General features: G+C 40.3%; 9 protein-coding genes and 1 pseudogene. All 10 read left to right on the top strand.

What is annotated here, in order from left to right; translation table 11 throughout:
• Positions 1 to 2,734: aspartate aminotransferase family protein (locus V7K42_RS16950; protein ID WP_334918023.1), on the top strand; the 2,734-nt coding region annotated here is incomplete at its 5' end.
• Between the two features lie 252 nt (positions 2,735 to 2,986).
• Positions 2,987 to 8,239, top strand: coding sequence for an alpha/beta fold hydrolase (locus tag V7K42_RS16945; protein WP_334918021.1), 5,253 nt, complete (start codon positions 2,987 to 2,989; stop codon positions 8,237 to 8,239).
• A gap of 235 nt (positions 8,240 to 8,474) precedes the next feature.
• Complete coding sequence (locus V7K42_RS16940) at positions 8,475 to 9,356, top strand: TauD/TfdA family dioxygenase (protein WP_334918019.1); 882 nt, start codon at positions 8,475 to 8,477, stop codon at positions 9,354 to 9,356.
• A gap of 83 nt (positions 9,357 to 9,439) precedes the next feature.
• Positions 9,440 to 10,204: a class I SAM-dependent DNA methyltransferase gene (locus V7K42_RS16935; protein ID WP_334918017.1), complete on the top strand. Its 765-nt coding sequence runs from the start codon at positions 9,440 to 9,442 to the stop codon at positions 10,202 to 10,204.
• Positions 10,205 to 10,313: 109 nt separating this feature from the next.
• Positions 10,314 to 11,285 (top strand): aldo/keto reductase, encoded by a 972-nt coding sequence (locus V7K42_RS16930; protein ID WP_334918015.1) that lies wholly within the window; start codon positions 10,314 to 10,316, stop codon positions 11,283 to 11,285.
• Between the two features lie 144 nt (positions 11,286 to 11,429).
• Positions 11,430 to 11,747 (top strand): hypothetical protein, encoded by a 318-nt coding sequence (locus tag V7K42_RS16925; RefSeq protein WP_334918013.1) that lies wholly within the window; start codon positions 11,430 to 11,432, stop codon positions 11,745 to 11,747.
• Between the two features lie 87 nt (positions 11,748 to 11,834).
• Positions 11,835 to 12,056, top strand: a complete 222-nt coding sequence (locus tag V7K42_RS16920) for an MbtH family protein (protein ID WP_334918011.1) — start codon at positions 11,835 to 11,837, stop codon at positions 12,054 to 12,056.
• Between the two features lie 82 nt (positions 12,057 to 12,138).
• A pseudogene (locus V7K42_RS16915) lies at positions 12,139 to 12,923 on the top strand (thioesterase II family protein).
• Between the two features lie 37 nt (positions 12,924 to 12,960).
• Positions 12,961 to 15,084: an acylase gene (locus V7K42_RS16910; RefSeq protein WP_334918009.1), complete on the top strand. Its 2,124-nt coding sequence runs from the start codon at positions 12,961 to 12,963 to the stop codon at positions 15,082 to 15,084.
• 561 nt (positions 15,085 to 15,645) lie between these two features.
• Complete coding sequence (locus tag V7K42_RS16905; protein ID WP_334918008.1) at positions 15,646 to 16,815, top strand: acyltransferase family protein; 1,170 nt, start codon at positions 15,646 to 15,648, stop codon at positions 16,813 to 16,815.
• The last annotated feature ends 865 nt before the right edge of the window (positions 16,816 to 17,680 follow it).

Here is a 17,680-nt window from a genome sequence, read left to right as displayed (position 1 = left end):
ATTGATCGAGCAAGGTGTAGACTGTCGTCGTCTGCATACTTCCCATGCTTTTCATTCTCAAATGATGGACTCGATTCTGTTGCCATTCCAGGAACAGGTTAGCAAAATTAGCCTTAATTCTCCAAAAATTCCTTTTGTGTCTAACGTCACCGGCACTTGGATAACCCCAGCCCAAGCAACAGATCCGAAATACTGGGTAAAACATTTACGCCAAACAGTGCGTTTTAGCCAGGGAATTGCCGAATTGCTGCAACAGCCAAAGCGAATTCTTTTAGAGGTTGGCCCTGGGCGGACATTAAGTACCTTAGCTAATAAGCAAAAAGCAGATCAGCAGATAGTTCTTTCTTCACTAAGACATCCACAGCAGCAACAATCAGATGTAGCGTTTTTACTGAATACATTGGGTAGACTCTGGCTGGAGGGAATAACTGTGGATTGGTCAGAATTTTATGCCGATGAAGAACGTCATCGTATTCCCTTGCCAACATATCCTTTTGAGCGAAAAAGATACTGGATTGAACCTATTTTGGCTAATGATGACAATCCATCGCCTAAAAAGGAAATTTATGTGTCTCAACTAGAAGATGTCATAGCCAACTCAATCAAAGCTCCAGATATGCAAATAGTCAACCAAAAAGACGATAAACCTATAACAAATACAGCCATTGAACAGATAATTTCACAGCATCTTCAGGTTATGTCTAAACTGGTAGACTTATTACCACAAGCAAGTTTACCCAGAGAAGTTTTGCCTTCATTGGCAACTATTCATTCAGATGGGCAAATTGCTCAAACCTCAACCAATGGCTCTGCGTTTAGTGTAAATCAGTCTACATCTACTAAGGCAAACTCTGAGCAACAAATCAAAGACCAGAAAATTGCTCCTCAACAAATCGAGAAAGAATCGATGATGTTGAATCCCCGCCAGCAAAAACATCTGGATGCTTTGATTGCACGTTTTGTCAAGCGTACCCAAGAATCTAAAAGACTCACCCAAGCTTATCGTTCTTGCCATGCCAATAGTAGGGCAGTATCAGGGTTCTTTCCCTTTATTAAGGAGATGATATATCCAATTCATGCAGAGCGTGGAGAGGGTGCTAGACTCTGGGATGTGGATGGCAACGAATATGTAGACATTTCAATGGGGTTTGGTACGCTTTTATTTGGTCATTCGCCATCTTTTGCGATCGCAGCCATCCAAGAACAGAGCCAGCAAGGTATACTAAACGGTCCCCAATCGCGTCTTGCAGGTCAGCTAGCTGAGTTAATTTGCGAGTTGACCGGTGCCGAACGGACAGCTTTTTGTAACGATGGCACAGAAGCAGTGATGGGGGCTGTACGAATAGCACGTTCTGTTACAGGACGCTCAAAAATTGCTTTATTTGCTGGTTCTTATCACGGCGGTTCTGATGGAGTTTTGGTTAAAGGAATAACAACCAACGACGGAACGCTACGTTCTGTCCCCAAGACTTCAGGTATTCCATCATACTTGGCTGAGGATGTGATGGTGCTGGAGTATGGTACTCCCGAATCTCTCAATATTCTTAAAGACCATGCTCATAACTTAGCAGCAATTTTAGTTGAGCCGATACAAAGCAGTCGGCCAGATTTTCATCCTAAAGAGTTTCTCTTTCAACTCAGACAATTAACTCAAGAAACTGGAACTGTTTTAATTTTCGATGAAGTAGTTACTGGCTTTCGGATGCACCCAGGCGGTATTCAGGCTTTATGGGGTATTCAAGCAGATATCACGACTTATGGTAAAGCTGTTGCTGCTGGCATTCCTATTGGGGTAGTAGCTGGCAAAGCTGTTTTCATGGATGCACTAGACGGAGGTATGTGGAACTATGGAGATGAATCTTACCCTCAGGTGAAAACAACTTTTTTCGCTGGTACTTTTTTCAAGCATCCTCTAGTTATGGCTGTCGCCTGGGCTACACTCAATCATATAAAGAACAGTGGTTCCAAACTTCAAGAGGAGTTAAATCAACGAACAACACAATTAGCAGAAACTCTTAATAGTTACTTTGAACAAAAGCGAGTACCGATTCGAGTCGTTAATTTTGGCTCTCTCTTCTGTTTTAATTCCCAGACTCAACTTAGTAATTTACTTTTCTATCACTTACTTGTAAAAGGGGTTTATGTCTGGGAAGGACGCACCCTTTATCTATCTACCGCTCATACAGATGAAGATATTGAACAGGTGATTTTAGCGGTCAAGGAAAGCGTTGTTGAAATGCAAGAAGGGGGCTTTTTTACATCTGAACAGATTTCAACAAATGGCGGACACATGAAGACCAATCAAACTTTGACTGGCTCATCCTTAAACTTAGTTACTGAATCCCTCCCAGTTACTTCAAATGCAAAGTCTACTGATGAGTTGTTTGAAACCCTGATTGAGCAAATGCCTGATGCTTTAGGGAATACTTATGCTGCTTCCCGTAAAAAGGTTGAGAAAATTATCGTTGATATTTGGCAAGAACTCTTTGGTTTTGATAAGGTGAACATTCACGACAACTTCTTTGAGTTGGGTGGTGATTCTCTAACAGCCCTTCAGGCTATTTCTTTGTTAAATAAAAAATTAGAGGTTGACATTCCTATAGAGAGTATTTATGAAGCACCAACTATAAATTCTCTTGCGAATATTCTCTGCCCTGAACAGAATGAAATAGTTTCTGCTAAACAAAGTATTTCTCGTGGTCAAAGACGAAGGGAAAAATTAAATGAACGATAATACTCATGACTTACACAAAATTATTAAAAAATGAACTGTAAATGCGGTTTATTAAAAAAGTTCCCTTTGACCAAGAGTAAAGCCTTAACCCAAGCGTATTGTCGTATAGCAGTCATAAATCATTTCTTCAAATCTCTATTTCTTATCTATTAGCGTCTCTGTGGTTCGATTAAAAAACTATTTTTACAACTTCTAAAAGAATTGCTATACATAGCAGCTACAACTAATTACTAATTAACAAAAATATAAATAATGATGAACAAATTAGAAAAAATTAATGACGTAGATGAAGCTGACATAGCTATTATCGGTCTATCTGGGCGATTTCCTAAAGCAGAGAATATTGAACAGTTTTGGCACAATATACGAGATGGAGTAGAATCAGTTTCATTTTTTTCTGCTCAAGAATTAGAGTCTGCGGGTATAGACTCTGCTAAACTAACTGACTCCAACTATGTAAAAGCAGCAGTTCCACTAGAAGATATAGATTTGTTTGATGCGTCATTTTTTGGCTATAGCCCTAGAGACGCTGAAATTATAGACCCCCAGCACCGCATTTTTTTGGAGTGTGCATATAGTGCGTTTGAAAATGCTGGCTATAACCCTCAAACTTACTCTGGTTCAATAGGGGTTTATGCTGGTTCAACTATAAGTAATTATTTGTTCAATCTTTATTCAAACCCCAACATTAGAGAATTAGCAAGCGATGTGGAAATTAGTCTGGGAAATCATCCCGATTATCTTCCCATGCGTGTCTCTTTCAAATTAAATCTAACTGGGCCAAGTTATGCAATTCAAACTTCCTGTTCTACTTCTTTAGTTGCCGTTCACGTTGCCTGCCAAAGCTTGCTCAATTACGAATGTGATATGGCCTTGGCGGGTGGTATTTCAATATTGGATATGCAACCAAAAGGTGGCTATCTCTATCAGGAAGATGGGGTTTTATCTCCTGACGGACATTGCCGCGCCTTTGATGCTAAAGCAAAAGGAACTATTTTCGGTAGCGGTGTCGGAATTGTGGTTCTCAAGAGGTTAAAAGATGCTCTTGCTGATGGCGATCGCATTCATGCAATAATTAAAGGCTCTGCCGTCAATAATGACGGTTCTTTGAAAGCTGGATTCACAACTCCCAGCGTCGAAGGTCAAACGGAAGTAATTGCAGAAGCGATCGCTGCTGCTGGGGTAGAAGCTGATACTATCACTTACGTAGAGGCACACGGGACAGGAACACCAATAGGCGATCCTATAGAAATTAAAGCTTTGACAAAAGCTTTTCGTACCAGTACGCTCAAGCGTGGTTTCTGTGCGATTGGTTCAGTGAAAACCAATGTTGGACATCTGGATGCGGCGGCTGGAATCGCAGGCTTAATCAAAACTATCTTGGCTCTCAAACACAAACAAATACCACCTAGCTTACATTGTGAGCAGCCCAATCCCCAGATCGACTTTGCCAACAGTCCCTTTTATGTTAATACCGCACTGACGGAATGGAAATCGGGCATAATTCCTCGTCGGGCTGGAATTACTTCTCTTGGTTTTGGTGGAACCAACGCCCATGTGATTGTTGAAGAAGCCCCTTTGGAGGGGCAGGGGGGCAGAGGGACAGAGAGGCAGGGGAGAAAGTATCATTTGTTGGTTATTTCTGCAAAAACGGAATCTGCTTTAGAAACCGCCACAGTAAATCTGACAAATCATCTTAAGCAGCATCCCGATTTGAATCTGGCTGATGTGGCTTACACTCTCCAAGTTGGTCGTCAAACTTTCAACCATCGCCGGATACTGATGTGTGATGATATTGATGATGCAGTGCATAATCTAGAAGCTCAACGAGTTTTCACCCACTACCAACAACCCTGTAATCGACCCACTGTATTTATGTTTCCTGGACAGGGAGCGGAGTATGTCAATATGGGTTGGGAATTGTACCACAGCGAACCCCAATTTACTGAGGAAGTCGATCGCTGCTGCCTAATTCTGAAACCTTACTTAGGGCTAGATTTACGAGATATTCTTTATCCCAGCGAAGCACAAACCCAAACAGCTACACAGCAATTAAAACAAACTTCTATTACCGAAAGTGCGCTATTTGTCATTGAGTACGCCTTATCCAAATTGTGGATAGCTTGGGGTGTGCGACCAGAAGCGATGATTGGTCACAGTATTGGGGAATACGTGGCAGCAACTCTTTCCGGGGTTTTCTCCCTTAAAGATGCTTTAGTGTTAGTAGCTACTAGAGGACGACTGATGCAGCAAGTTCCAACAGGTGCGATGCTCTCAGTTGAACTTTCTGAACAAGAGGTGCAACTCCTGTTTGAACCTTATCCACAGCAGTTACAAAAAGTCAAGCTAAATCCCCCCCAAATTCCATTTATCTCTAACGTCACCGGCACTTGGATTACCACAGCAGAAGCAACAGACCCTCACTATTGGGCAAGGCATCTACGGCAAACTGTGCGCTTTGGTGAAGGGATGACTGAATTACTTAAAGAACCAGAGCGAATCTTATTAGAGGTTGGGCCAGGACAGACATTGAGTACCTTCGCCAAACAGCATGATAATTTGGAACCTGTGGTGCTGACTTCAATCCGCCATCCCCAGGAGCAACAGTCAGATGTCGCATTTTTACTCAATACTTTGGGTCGCCTCTGGCTTTTTGGAGTTCAAATAGACTGGTCTAGCTTTTACGCGAACGAACAGCCTTATCGCATCCCCCTGCCAACATATCCATTTGAGCGCCAGCGTTACTGGATTTCGCCACAACTACGCGATGTCAGTGCGGAAGTGTCATTAAGTAAAAAGCCGGATATCGCTGACTGGTTCTATCTACCTTTTTGGAAGCAATCTGCACCTCCAGGGCTGCTCGGTAATGAAGACTTAGCAGAGCAAAAGTTGTGTACGCTTGTGTTTACCGATGAGTGCGGCTTGGGTTCTCAATTGGTGAAAAAACTGGAACAGCAGGGTCAAGAGGCGATCGCAATCCAGATAGGATCAGAATTCTCCAAACTAAGCACTGGATATACCCTCAATCCTCGGCAAAGTAATGATTATGATGCCTTGCTCAATGAACTTTTAGCACAAAACAAGATCCCCAAGAAAATTATTCATTTATGGAGTCTCACACCAGACGACCGCGCAGAATCAAAACTTGAGTGGTTTGACAACGCTCAATATTTGGGATTCTACAGCCTGTTGTTTCTCACCAAGGCACTTGGAAAACAGAATTGGACTGATAAGTTTCAAATCATAGTTGTCTCCAACAACATACAATCAGTCACAGCAGAAGAAATGTTGTGCCCAAAAAAAGCGACTTTACTCGGGCCAGTTAAAGTCATTCCTCAAGAATACTCAAATATCAGTTGTCGTAGCATTGATGTTTGTCTTCCAGAACCAGGAAGTTGGCAAGAGGATAAACTTGTAGATTATTTGCTGGATGAGCTACAAACTAAATCCTCGGAGTTGGTTATAGCTTACCGTGGTCTAAATCGTTGGGTGCAAACTTTTGAGCCAGTGCGATTGTCAGAAGCTAAGGAAAAAACATCAAGATTACGCAACGGCGGAGTTTACTTAATTACTGAGGGTCTGGGAAATATTGGACTGATCTTGGCGAAGTCTCTAGCGCAGACAGTGCAAGCAAAACTGGTGTTGATTGGACAGAAAAATCTCCCGGAGAAAGATGAGTGGTTTGGGTGGCTGGAAACTCACGATCGCCAGGATGAGGTGAGCCGCAAAATCAGGAAACTGCAAGCTTTAGAGGAGTTAGGAGCCGAGGTTTTAGTTTTGAGTGCAGATGTAAGCAGCTTTGAACACATGAAAAAAGCGATCGCCTTTGCCACGGAGTATTTTGGTCATATACATGGTGTTATTTACGCACCAGAGATTGTGGACCACAACTCACTAAAATCAGTTCAAGAAATTTCTCAAACTGATTGTCAGCGTCACTTTCAATCAAAAGCGGATGAACTATTTGTACTAGAAAAAGTTTTGCAGGGAAGAAAACTTGATTTTTATCTGTTGATATCTTCTTTATCATCCATTTTGGGAGGCTTAAGAACCGTCGCTGATTCAGCAGCAAACATCTTTATGGATATTTTTGCTCAAAAACAAAATCAAACAAATCCTGTCCCCTGGATTAATGTTAATTGCGATCTCTGGCAACTTGGAGAAGAAAAAAACACAGCTAGTAGAACAACATTATCTGAATTATTTATCACACCAGAAGAAGGCATAAAAGCTTTTCAACGTATTTTAAAAAGTGGTAAAATAACTCAAGTTGTTCTCTCCACAGGAGATTTACAAGCCAGGTTAGACCAATGGTTGAAACTAGAATCTTTAAGCGATGTTGATCAGACCTCTTTTAATGGGGACAAAAAAGAGAAATTAGCTTCAACAAGTCTTGCCAGAATACTCCATTCCCGCCCCAACTTAGGAAATAATTATGTGGCTCCTCGCACTCATATTGAACAAACCCTTGCTCATATCTGGCAAGAAATTCTTTGTATTGAGAGCTTAGGCATCAATGATGACTTTTTTGAGCTTGGGGGACACTCGCTATTAGCTGTACACCTAATAGCAAAAATTAATAAACAGTTTAGTAAAAATATTCAATTATCTACCATTTTCCAGAGTCCAACTATCAAACAGTTAGCAAATACTCTGCACGAGCAGACTAATTATCAAACCTCATCCCCCTTAGTTGCAATTCAACCTCAGGGTTCCAAGCCACCTCTGTTTTTTGTGCATCCAGTAGGTGGAAATATTCTCTGCTATTACGAATTATCACTTCATTTGGGTTCAGATCAACCATTCTACGGGCTGCAAGCAGTAGGTTTAAATGGGGAATCGCAGTCCTATACCCGGATAGAAGACATGGCAGCTAAGTATATTAAAGCACTACGTGATATTCAGCCAAATGGCCCATATTTTCTAGGAGGTTGGTCTATGGGCGGTATTGTAGCTTTTGAAATGGCAACTCAGTTACTAAGAAATGGCGATCGAGTTGACATGCTTGCTATGCTAGACAGCCCAGCACCACTTAACAGCGAACAAATTGCAGAGATTGATGATTACAACGATGTCAAAATATTGGTCGATTTTGCCACAGATATGGCACAGTCTGCTGGGAAAAACCTATCGGGTTCGGTTGAGCAACTTCAAGGATTGACACTAGACGAGCAATTGAACTATTTTTTAGAGCAAGCAAAGATAACTAACCTCGTGCCTTTGGATTTTGAACTAGAACAGCTTCGTTGTCTTCTGAGTGTTTTTAAGAGTAACGTACTAGCTATACAAAGCTATGTACCACAAGTTTATCCGAAACAAATTATATACTTTCAAGCTAGCGATGAAGTATCTAATGAATTTTCTAATCCAACTTTAACTTGGGCTGGACTTTCAGATAAGCCAATAGAGATTATTACTATTCCTAGCAATCATTACACAATTATTGCCAAGCCTCATATCCAGATTATTTTAGAGCATTTGAATGTTTTTATGAATCAGATTTAAAATAAACAGATACGTAGGGTACATTACGCTATCGCTAACGCACCATTCTTAAAGATTTGGTGCGTTATGCGAAGCGCTAACACACCCTACAAATACCTAATTTTGTTCAAAAATTAAACCGTATTTTTATATTTGCTACAACTTAAAGAATTTGATTATTACAACACATTGAATATGTTTTGCTTTGGAAGCAATATCAGCAAAGTGAACATACATTACCTAAAAAATCGGAGAAATGAATGATATGATCGGTAAAATAGAGCCACTAGGCACTAGCACAGGAAAGATACTATATAGTAGTCATTGCCAAAATATTCTTGACCTCTCCGTAGAAGAGACTATAGAGATATTCAAGTCATCTGGAGTTATTCTCTTTCGAGGTTTTGAGGTAACTTCTAAGCAGATGAAAGATTTTTCAGAAAAATTTAGTGGGAAACATATCATAGATTTTACAAAAGTCAGCATTGATTCTGACAAGTTCGTTAATTTTGTAGATGGCGGGATGGATGGTCTTATTCCTCATTGCGAAAACTCTTGTTTTCCCTTTCGACCTGATATTATTTGGTTTTGCTGTACTGTACCAGCTGAACAAGAAGGCGAAACTTTATTCTGGGATGGTATCCGAGTGTGGGAGGAACTCAGTCAAGAGTCAAAACAGTTATTTCTTTCCAAGCAACTAAAGTTTTCTTATAAAAATGTTCCGGTTAATATATTGAAAGGAATAATAGGTTCAGATGGTAATAATATAGATGATATAAAGCAAATATTGGACAGTCTTGATGGTGTAAGTTATCAGCTTAACGACGATCAAACTGTTTCTATAGAATATACTTGCTCATCTGTAGTAAAAAACAAATATAATCATCAAAATGCATTTGCCAATCACTTTTGGGTATATCAGAAAAAGACAGAAGAGGCAATTTTTGATGACGGTTCCAGAGCTTCCGATGAAGTAGCTGACGAAATAGAGAGAATTTTCGACAAGTTAACAGAAAAGATCCCGTGGCAAGCAGGTGATTTGGTGATGATGGATAATTCAAGATTTTTACACGGTCGTGGAGCATTTAATGATAAACGACGGCAAGTTTTTACTACCCTAAGTAACCTTAAGTTTTAATAAATTGTTTTACATTTAACTTGCATATTAACGCGAGTAGACCATTACTTTTCATTAATTATGAAGCAAAGGAAAAAGCTTTTATGTCTTCGTCTTCAGTAACTAGCTATAACAAATTTGATGAACCATTTGCCCGAATATATAATGAAACTTTGGGGCCAAGTTACAACAAAATAGCCTTACCAACCCTAGAAAAATTACTATTACCTTACGTTCCGGAGAGAGCAAGTATCCTTGACCTCTGTTGTGGCACAGGGGAACTGTCACAATGGTTGCTAAATAAAGGTTATCAGGTAACTGGAATTGATCGCTCTCAGAGAATGTTGGAATATGCTCATCAGAATGCACCTAATTGCAAATTTATTCTTGGTGATGTGCGCTTCTTTGAATTGCCGCCTACTTTCCATGCAGTTTCTTCAATGGGTTTGGGTTTCAATCACATTCTGAATTTATCAGACTTAACAGCTACTTTCCATAATGTATACAGCGCACTTTATAGCAATGGTATATTTGTATTCGACTTACGTCTAGAAGAGGCATATAATTCTAATTTAAACGGTCGTGTATTAGGTGATATTAAAGATGAATATGCTTGGGCTATGAAAAATATTTATCATCCCGAAACAAAAGAATGTCAAGTTTTTGTAACAACTTTTCAATTAAGAGAAAGAGATTGCTGGAAACGCCTAGATAGTAGTTTTTCAGTTATTGGTTATTCTCGATCCGAAGTCCAGTCAACTTTAGAAAATGTTGGTTTTACAGAAGTTAGTGTATATGATTTTAAACTTGATTTAGCATTAATTCCAGAGGCTGATATGGTCTGCTTTGCTTGTCGTAAAACTAGCTAGATAGTTAATATAATTTTGTTTAATAAAATAATTTTATCAGCACTTCCTCTTGAAAATAAATGCCCACTGTTTGGAAAAAATCTTCTCCGATACTCCGTAGTTTTCTCGTATGAAATATGTCAATTTTGGTAAAACTGGATTGAAAGTTTCGCGTTTATGCCTCGGCACTCTGAGTTACGGTAGTCCTGAATGGGAAGGATGGGTACTTCCAGAAGAAGCGAGTCGTCCGTTCATCCAAAAAGCCCTAGAGTTGGGAATTAATTTCTTTGACACTGCTGATATGTACTCGCAGGGAGTTAGCGAAGAGATCCTTGGGCGATCGCTCAAGGACTTTGCCAAAAGGGAGCAGGTTGTTATTGCTACCAAAGTCTACTATCCTATGGGGGATAGTCCCAATGACAAAGGCTTGTCTCGTAAGCACATCATGGACAGTATTGATGCCTCGTTACGACGGTTACAGACAGACTATGTAGATATATATCAGATTCATCGCTGGGACTACGAGACACCGATTGAGGAAACTCTTGCTGCACTACATGATATTGTAAAGGCAGGTAAGGCTCGTTACATCGGGGCTTCCAGCATGTACGCTTGGCAGTTTGCTAAAGCTCTTTACTTGGCTGATATGCATGGTTGGACTCGTTTTGTTTCCATGCAAAATCTTTACAACTTGATTTATCGGGAAGAAGAGCGAGAAATGCTGCCGTTGTGTCAAACTGAGGCGATCGCGGTGATTCCGTGGAGTCCTATTGCACGAGGCTTTCTGGCTGGTAATCAGCCTCGCCATAGTTCCGGTAAGACGATTCGTGCTAAAACCGATTATCAACTCGACTATGAAGAGTTTGATTTTGAAATAGTTGACCGAGTTATAGATATAGCAAAGCAACGCGGTGTATCTGCTGCCCAGATTTCTCTAGCTTGGCTTCTACACCAACCAAGTGTTACTGCTCCCATCATTGGTGCTACAAAGATAAAGCACCTAGAAGAAGCTGTAGCTACATTAGATTTGGTTATGGATAACGACGAGCGCACCTTGCTAGAGCAGCCATACAAGCCTCGTCCTATCTTTGGGCTTGACTAGAGGTACAGAAGTCTGGGGAAAGCCAATTCATTAGATGGTATACCTCGTCTATGACCATAAAATCAAGACTGTCAGTTTACGAAAATACCTATCAAAGGTAAATAAGACCAACTCATGCAAAAGAATATAAACAGAGGTATCACTATGGCAACAATGGGAAAATACTGTAAAGCTTACTCTCTAAAAAAATTACGTCAGTTCAGTCAGTGGACAGAACGTGATGAGAATAGTAGAAAAGAAAAAAAACAAATCGACTGTAAGGAAGTCGAAATAAATCGAAACCTAACTGATGACGACTTTCTTTATCTGCAAGAAAACTATGTAGTCACAGATGGTATTTTTCAGGATGAAAATATCATTTTTGAAAATGTAACGCCCGAATGGCAAGAGTTTTGTAAAAATACACTTTTATTCGATATTCAAGTTTACGAACCTGTGCAGGTTAAAGCATCAGCAGGTTAAGAAAAGAGGTGAGTCATCAAATGAGAGAATAAAAGTACAAGAACTAAGTTTGACATCGTGCAAGACTAATCGCAGGAGATAAATATTATGTATCAAGATGACAAAGAAGACACGACGATTTACAAAGTGGTAGTCAATCATGAGGAACAGTATTCCATTTGGCCTATTGACCGAGAAAACGCTCTTGGTTGGCGAGATACAGGTCATAGTGGTTTAAAAGCTGAATGTCTTGAGTACATCAAGGAAGTATGGACGGACATGAGACCACTCAGTTTAAGGAAGAAGATGGAAGAAGCGGCTCATAGCTAGATATAACGTTACCGATTAGTTAAGAGGTTTTAACTATAAGGAAGAATGCCTCACAAAGACGCTCTGTAGGGCTGTTTTATTCATGACAACTACACCAACATTTAACTTCTACGTTACCTGTCCCAAGCCAAATACTCAAGCTTCGCTGCGTTTATTCTGCTTCCCTTATGCAGGTGGTAGTTCTCTCGTTTTTCGCATATGGTTAGACAGTCTACCCAAAACTGTCGAAGTTTGTCCTATCGAACTACCCGGACGAGGTATGCAAATGAGGACAGCCCTATTCTCGCAGTTAGAACCCTTGATTGGTGCGATCGCTCCAGTCCTGCTTCCACATTTAGATAAACCATTCGCCTTCTTTGGTCATAGTATGGGAGCGCTCGTCAGCTTTGAACTAGCCCGTTTACTTCGCAAACAGTACAGTTTGTCTTGTCACCTGTACACTTGTTTGTTTCGGGTCGCCATGCTCCCCAAATTCCCGATCCAAATCCACCTATCCATGCTCTAAACGAACCTGCTTTCAAAGAAGAACTACGCCGTCTCAACGGGACTCCTGAGGCAGTGCTGGAAAACGTGGAACTGATGCAACTTCTTGTTCCGATTCTTCGAGCAGACTTTGCAGTTCTGGAAACTTATGTATACACTACCGAATCACCACTTAACTGCCCCATCACTGCTTTTGGTGGTTTGCAAGATCACAAGGTTAGTTACGATGAACTCCAAACTTGGCGGGAGCAGACAAATGCTCCGTTCTTACTACAAATGTTTCCTGGGAACCATTTTTTCCTGCACTCAGCCCAATCACTTCTGCTAGAGTCTTTGTCTCAAGAATTGTGGCAAATGACCAGTGAGATACAGTTGCTCCCTTAATCTTTTGCCTCACTTCTGAAATCTAAATCAGGTTATTATGAGCTATTTACATAAAGGTTTCAAAAAAAAATTATTCCGACTTTTAGCATTTGTACTTGGTATTTTATTTACTTTCGTTGTCGGGAGCTACACTCCTGCACAGGTCACAAAATCCACTGAAATACTTTGGGATACCTATGGCATACCTCACATACATGGGAAGGATGTCCCAAGTGCATTTCAAGCCTTCGGTTGGGCGCAGATGCAAAGTCATGGTAACTTGCTTTTGCGTCTTTATGGTCAAGCACGTGGACGAGCTGCCGAATATTGGGGAGAGAAATATTTAGACTCAGACCGTTGGGTACAGACTATGGGAGTTCCAGAACGCGCCCGTTCTTGGTACACTTCCCAGAGTCCAGCTTTTCGTAGCTACCTGAATGCCTTTGCTGCTGGAATTAATGCTTATGCTCAAGAGCATGGCGAACTGATTGATGATGAAGTAGAGGTAGTGTTGCCAGTCAAAGCAGAAGATGTTCTGGCTCACTTACATCGAGTTTTGCATTTTACTTTTATTGTTAGCCCAGAAGAGTTTGCAGCAGAGGTTGAAGGCGATATTCAGCATCAGCCAAAAGCAGGGTCTAATGGTTGGGCGATCGCTCCATCACATTCTGCGAGTGGTAAAGCAATGCTGCTTGCAAATCCACACTTGCCTTGGGCGGATTTATACTTATGGTACGAAGCTCAAGTGACTGCTCCTGGTATTGATGCATACGGAGCAACACTTGTGGGAATTCCTGTGTTGGCGATCGCCTTTAACGATAATTTGGGCTGGACTCACACCGTCAACACTTTCGATGGCTGGGATGCTTACGAACTCAAATTAGTTGATAATGGTTATCGCTTCGATGGCAAAGTTCGTCCCTTCGAGACCACAACCCTTTCATTAAAGGTAAAACAAAAAGACGGTACAATACGCAACCAAACTCTAGTTATAAAACGTTCTATCCACGGGCCAGTACTGACACAGAAAGACGGTAAAGCTATAGCACTACGGGTTGTCGGCCTCGATCGACCAAAGGTACTTGAACAGTGGTGGGATATGGCACGCTCCCAAAACCTGAAACAATTTCAAACCGTACTCCAACGCTTGCAACTGCCAATGTTCACGGTTATGTATGCAGACAGAAATGGGAATATCATGCACCATTTCAATGGTAATGTTCCAGTTCGTTCTCAAGGTAATTTTGAATACTGGGAAGGGATTATTCCTGGTGATACTTCCAAGACATTATGGACAAAAATCCATCCTTATAAAGATTTACCACGCATTATTAACCCGAAAAGCGGATGGTTGCAAAATACCAACGACCCGCCTTGGACAACCACATTGCCTGCTGCTATTAAAGCAGAGAATTACCCTTCTTACATGGCACCTCGTTCCCCCTATTTTCCCATGAATTTTCGGACAGAGCGTTCTCTAAAAATGCTCTTTGAGGATGACAAAATCTCCTTTGATGAAATGGTACAATACAAACATTCGACCCGCATGGAATTAGCGGATCGCATCTTGGATGACTTAATCCCAGCAGCACGTAAGCAAGGAAGTTCATTAGCGCGGCTAGCTGCTGATACCCTAGCAGCCTGGGATCGGCAAGCCAATGCAGATAGCAAGGGTGCAGTACTCTTTGCCGCTTGGGCAGAACAGATGAAGTGGGATAAAGGGTTTAGCAAACCTTGGAATGAAAAATCCCCACTCACCACGCCAGACGGTTTAGCAGATCCATCTAGTGCAGTTGCAACACTAGAAGCTGCTGCTACCAAAGTTGAAAAAGCATACGGGGCGATAAATGTGGCATGGGGAGATGTTTTTCGGGTAGCGATCGGCAATCAGGATTTGCCTGCTAATGGTGGCGTTGGAGAACTCGGTATTTTCCGCGTTCTCAATTTTGTTCCAGGATCGCAAAGTCGCTTCCAAGCATTTGCTGGTGATTCGTTCGTCGCTGCCATTGAGTTTTCTCAACCAGTAAAAGCAATGGCACTCATTAGCTACGGCAATGCTACTCAACCGGGTTCGCCCCATGTTGGCGATCAGTTAGAGATGTTCACTCGCAAGCAGTTGCGTTCGGTTTGGCGTGAGCGCTCAGATATCCTAGCTCATTTAGAAGAGCGTAAGGTGTTTTGAAGTCAACACATGGCCAAAAAGGGGTAGTTCTAAACAGGAAAGGATGAGCAGATAGGGGTATAGACAGGAGGTAAGGGACTTCCAAATAAAAAATATTGAATTAACTCTTGTGGGGTGGGCGACACGAGAGCCATATAAGAGGATGTTTGAAAAGTCCTTCTTAGTAGCAAAACGTTTTAGATTCCCCTAAATCCACGCCAGTTACTCATGGGGGAAACCCCCAAGACCGCACTGGCTCCCCTTAAAAAGGAGGGCTTTGACTCCGGTTCCCCACTTTTTAAGGGGGGTTAGGGGGGATCTAAAAGTGTCTAAAATCATAGCGAAATACTTCTCAAACAAGCTCTAAACCAATTGAGAGTTATATCAAATCAGTTTGTATCGAAATTATTGCTCTTTTATCTCCGTCTTTGCCGTTTTTTAATCATTCAGATGCTACCGCATTTGATATTATTCAGTAAATTTTGGGGCATTGCAACCTAGAACGGTTTACTAACCAACTGCTCCTTTAATTGATAAGTTGATTATTGAATGAATACAATTAATAATGACTCAAATTCTCCAATGGAAGTTTTAAAATCTAGTAAATCTGGCGAACAGAGATTGCGTCTTCATTACCTAGACGGCTTGCGTGGATTGGCATCTCTGTATGTGGTAATGTATCATCTATCAGGATACATGGGGCAAGTGCCTATCTTTTTGCAACTAATAGGTAAAACTCTAGATTATGGAGATTTTGCTGTAGCTATTTTCATTGTGCTTTCTGGTTACGTTCTCATGCTACCTGTAACCCGTTCGCAAAGTGTTTATCTTTCTGGAGGTTTATGGAATTATATCCAACGGCGAGTGCGTAGAATTTTACCTCCTTACTATGCGGCTCTTGTTTTTACCCTACTAGTAGCAGTCATTATATTAGGACTGATTAAATTTTTCAATTTTCAATGGCATCAATTGCCAGAAGGTGAAGATGGTTTTAATCCTTTCTTTTCTCCGATTGACGTGATAACTCATTTGCTACTCATTCATAATTTTAGTTCTGATACAATTGAATCTATTGATGCACCTATGTGGAGTGTCGCTATTGAGTGGCAGATATACTTTATTTTTCCAATTTTTCTGCTACCTATATGGCGGCGTTTTGGCTTATTTTATACTGTTATTAGTACTTTTTTAATTAGCTTATTAGCATTCTATCTTTCGAATAGACTTATGGAGCCAGTTCATCCTTGGTTTCTCGGTTTATTTGCTTTAGGTATGGCAGCAGCAGATATTGGATTCTCTCAAAAACCCAAGTTAGTAGCAATGAGGGAATCGTTACCTTGGAGTGTATTTATAATTATATTTTTTCTTATTACATTGATAACTAATCAACAAATAGAAAAATGGATTTACGATTCTATTTGTGGATTAACAGCAGCTTGTGTACTCATTCACTGTACTCAACTTGTAGTTGAAGGTAAAAAATCACTTATTTTACGGCTTTTTGAAACTCGTTGGGCAATTGCATTAGGAGCATTTTCTTATAGTTTGTATCTTACTCACGCAGTCATAATAACAGTGGTAGAACATTTGCTTTTGAATCTCCAAATGGCACCAGTTCAATTTATATTGGTATTGTATATGGTGGCTCTACCACTATCATTAATTATTGCCTATTTATTTTACTTAATCTTTGAGAGACCATTTATGTCCGATTTTTTGAAAAAACGCAAGGTAAAAGATGCTGTGAATTAATTGTAGCCACGAGTATCTTTACTATCTCATCAGCTTCCTGAAGTAAAGAATAAAATTTAGATTTTTCGTAAGGATTCAGGTCTAATATTTAGAAAGCAGAGATGGGCGAGACAGATAATTATTAGAATTAGCCAGGAGTGCTTGTGCAAAAAAGTCAATCACAGACTGGAGCAACGCAATTTGGTGAGATCGGGCAAAAAAGCTGCGATCACTAAAAATTATATTTAAGTACAAAGTTACTTTGTTTGCCATCATTATACTAATTTACAGGACAATTTATCTTGATGAAATATCTCAAAAAGATTACTAGCAAGCTATTTAACGATTTTTAAAAAGAAGTTAAGCAACCATTCTTAATTAATTGCAGATATTGGCTTGATAGTTGATGATTCCGGCGATTTTTTCATCAATATCCTTGTGGTGCAAGGGTTTCAGAAATACCATAGGTTTGCCCTGCCCATTTCCCCCGAAATTTTTCACTTTCCGATTCGTGCAACAACGCTATTGGTATCTGCATTATTACATTACTTAAACATTAACAAAACCTTAACTTTACTGAAAATTTAAAAACTCAGGCAGAAAACTGCTACCTAAATTTGAAATTATTATATAACTCTAAAAGCCGTATAAAAAGCGGGGTTAACAATTATTGCTCATCTGGATGATTGCTAAAACGGGGTAAGATAGTCCTGAATTTATTTTTGCCATATCAGAAGTAATTATAAAGATTTGGTAAAGTAAGATTCAGTATACTTGCATTGCTTACGTTGTTATTGATTTAATCAAATTTGTGCTTTCCACTAATCACCAAAATCACGTAAAACCCACTGCAAGCATTTAATACCCGCGCATATTTGTAATCAAT

The organism is Nostoc sp., assembly GCF_036917455.1.
Classification (GTDB): domain Bacteria; phylum Cyanobacteriota; class Cyanobacteriia; order Cyanobacteriales; family Nostocaceae; genus Nostoc.
Note: the sequence above shows the minus strand (reverse complement) of the source record. Positions and strands in the feature narration are given on the sequence as shown.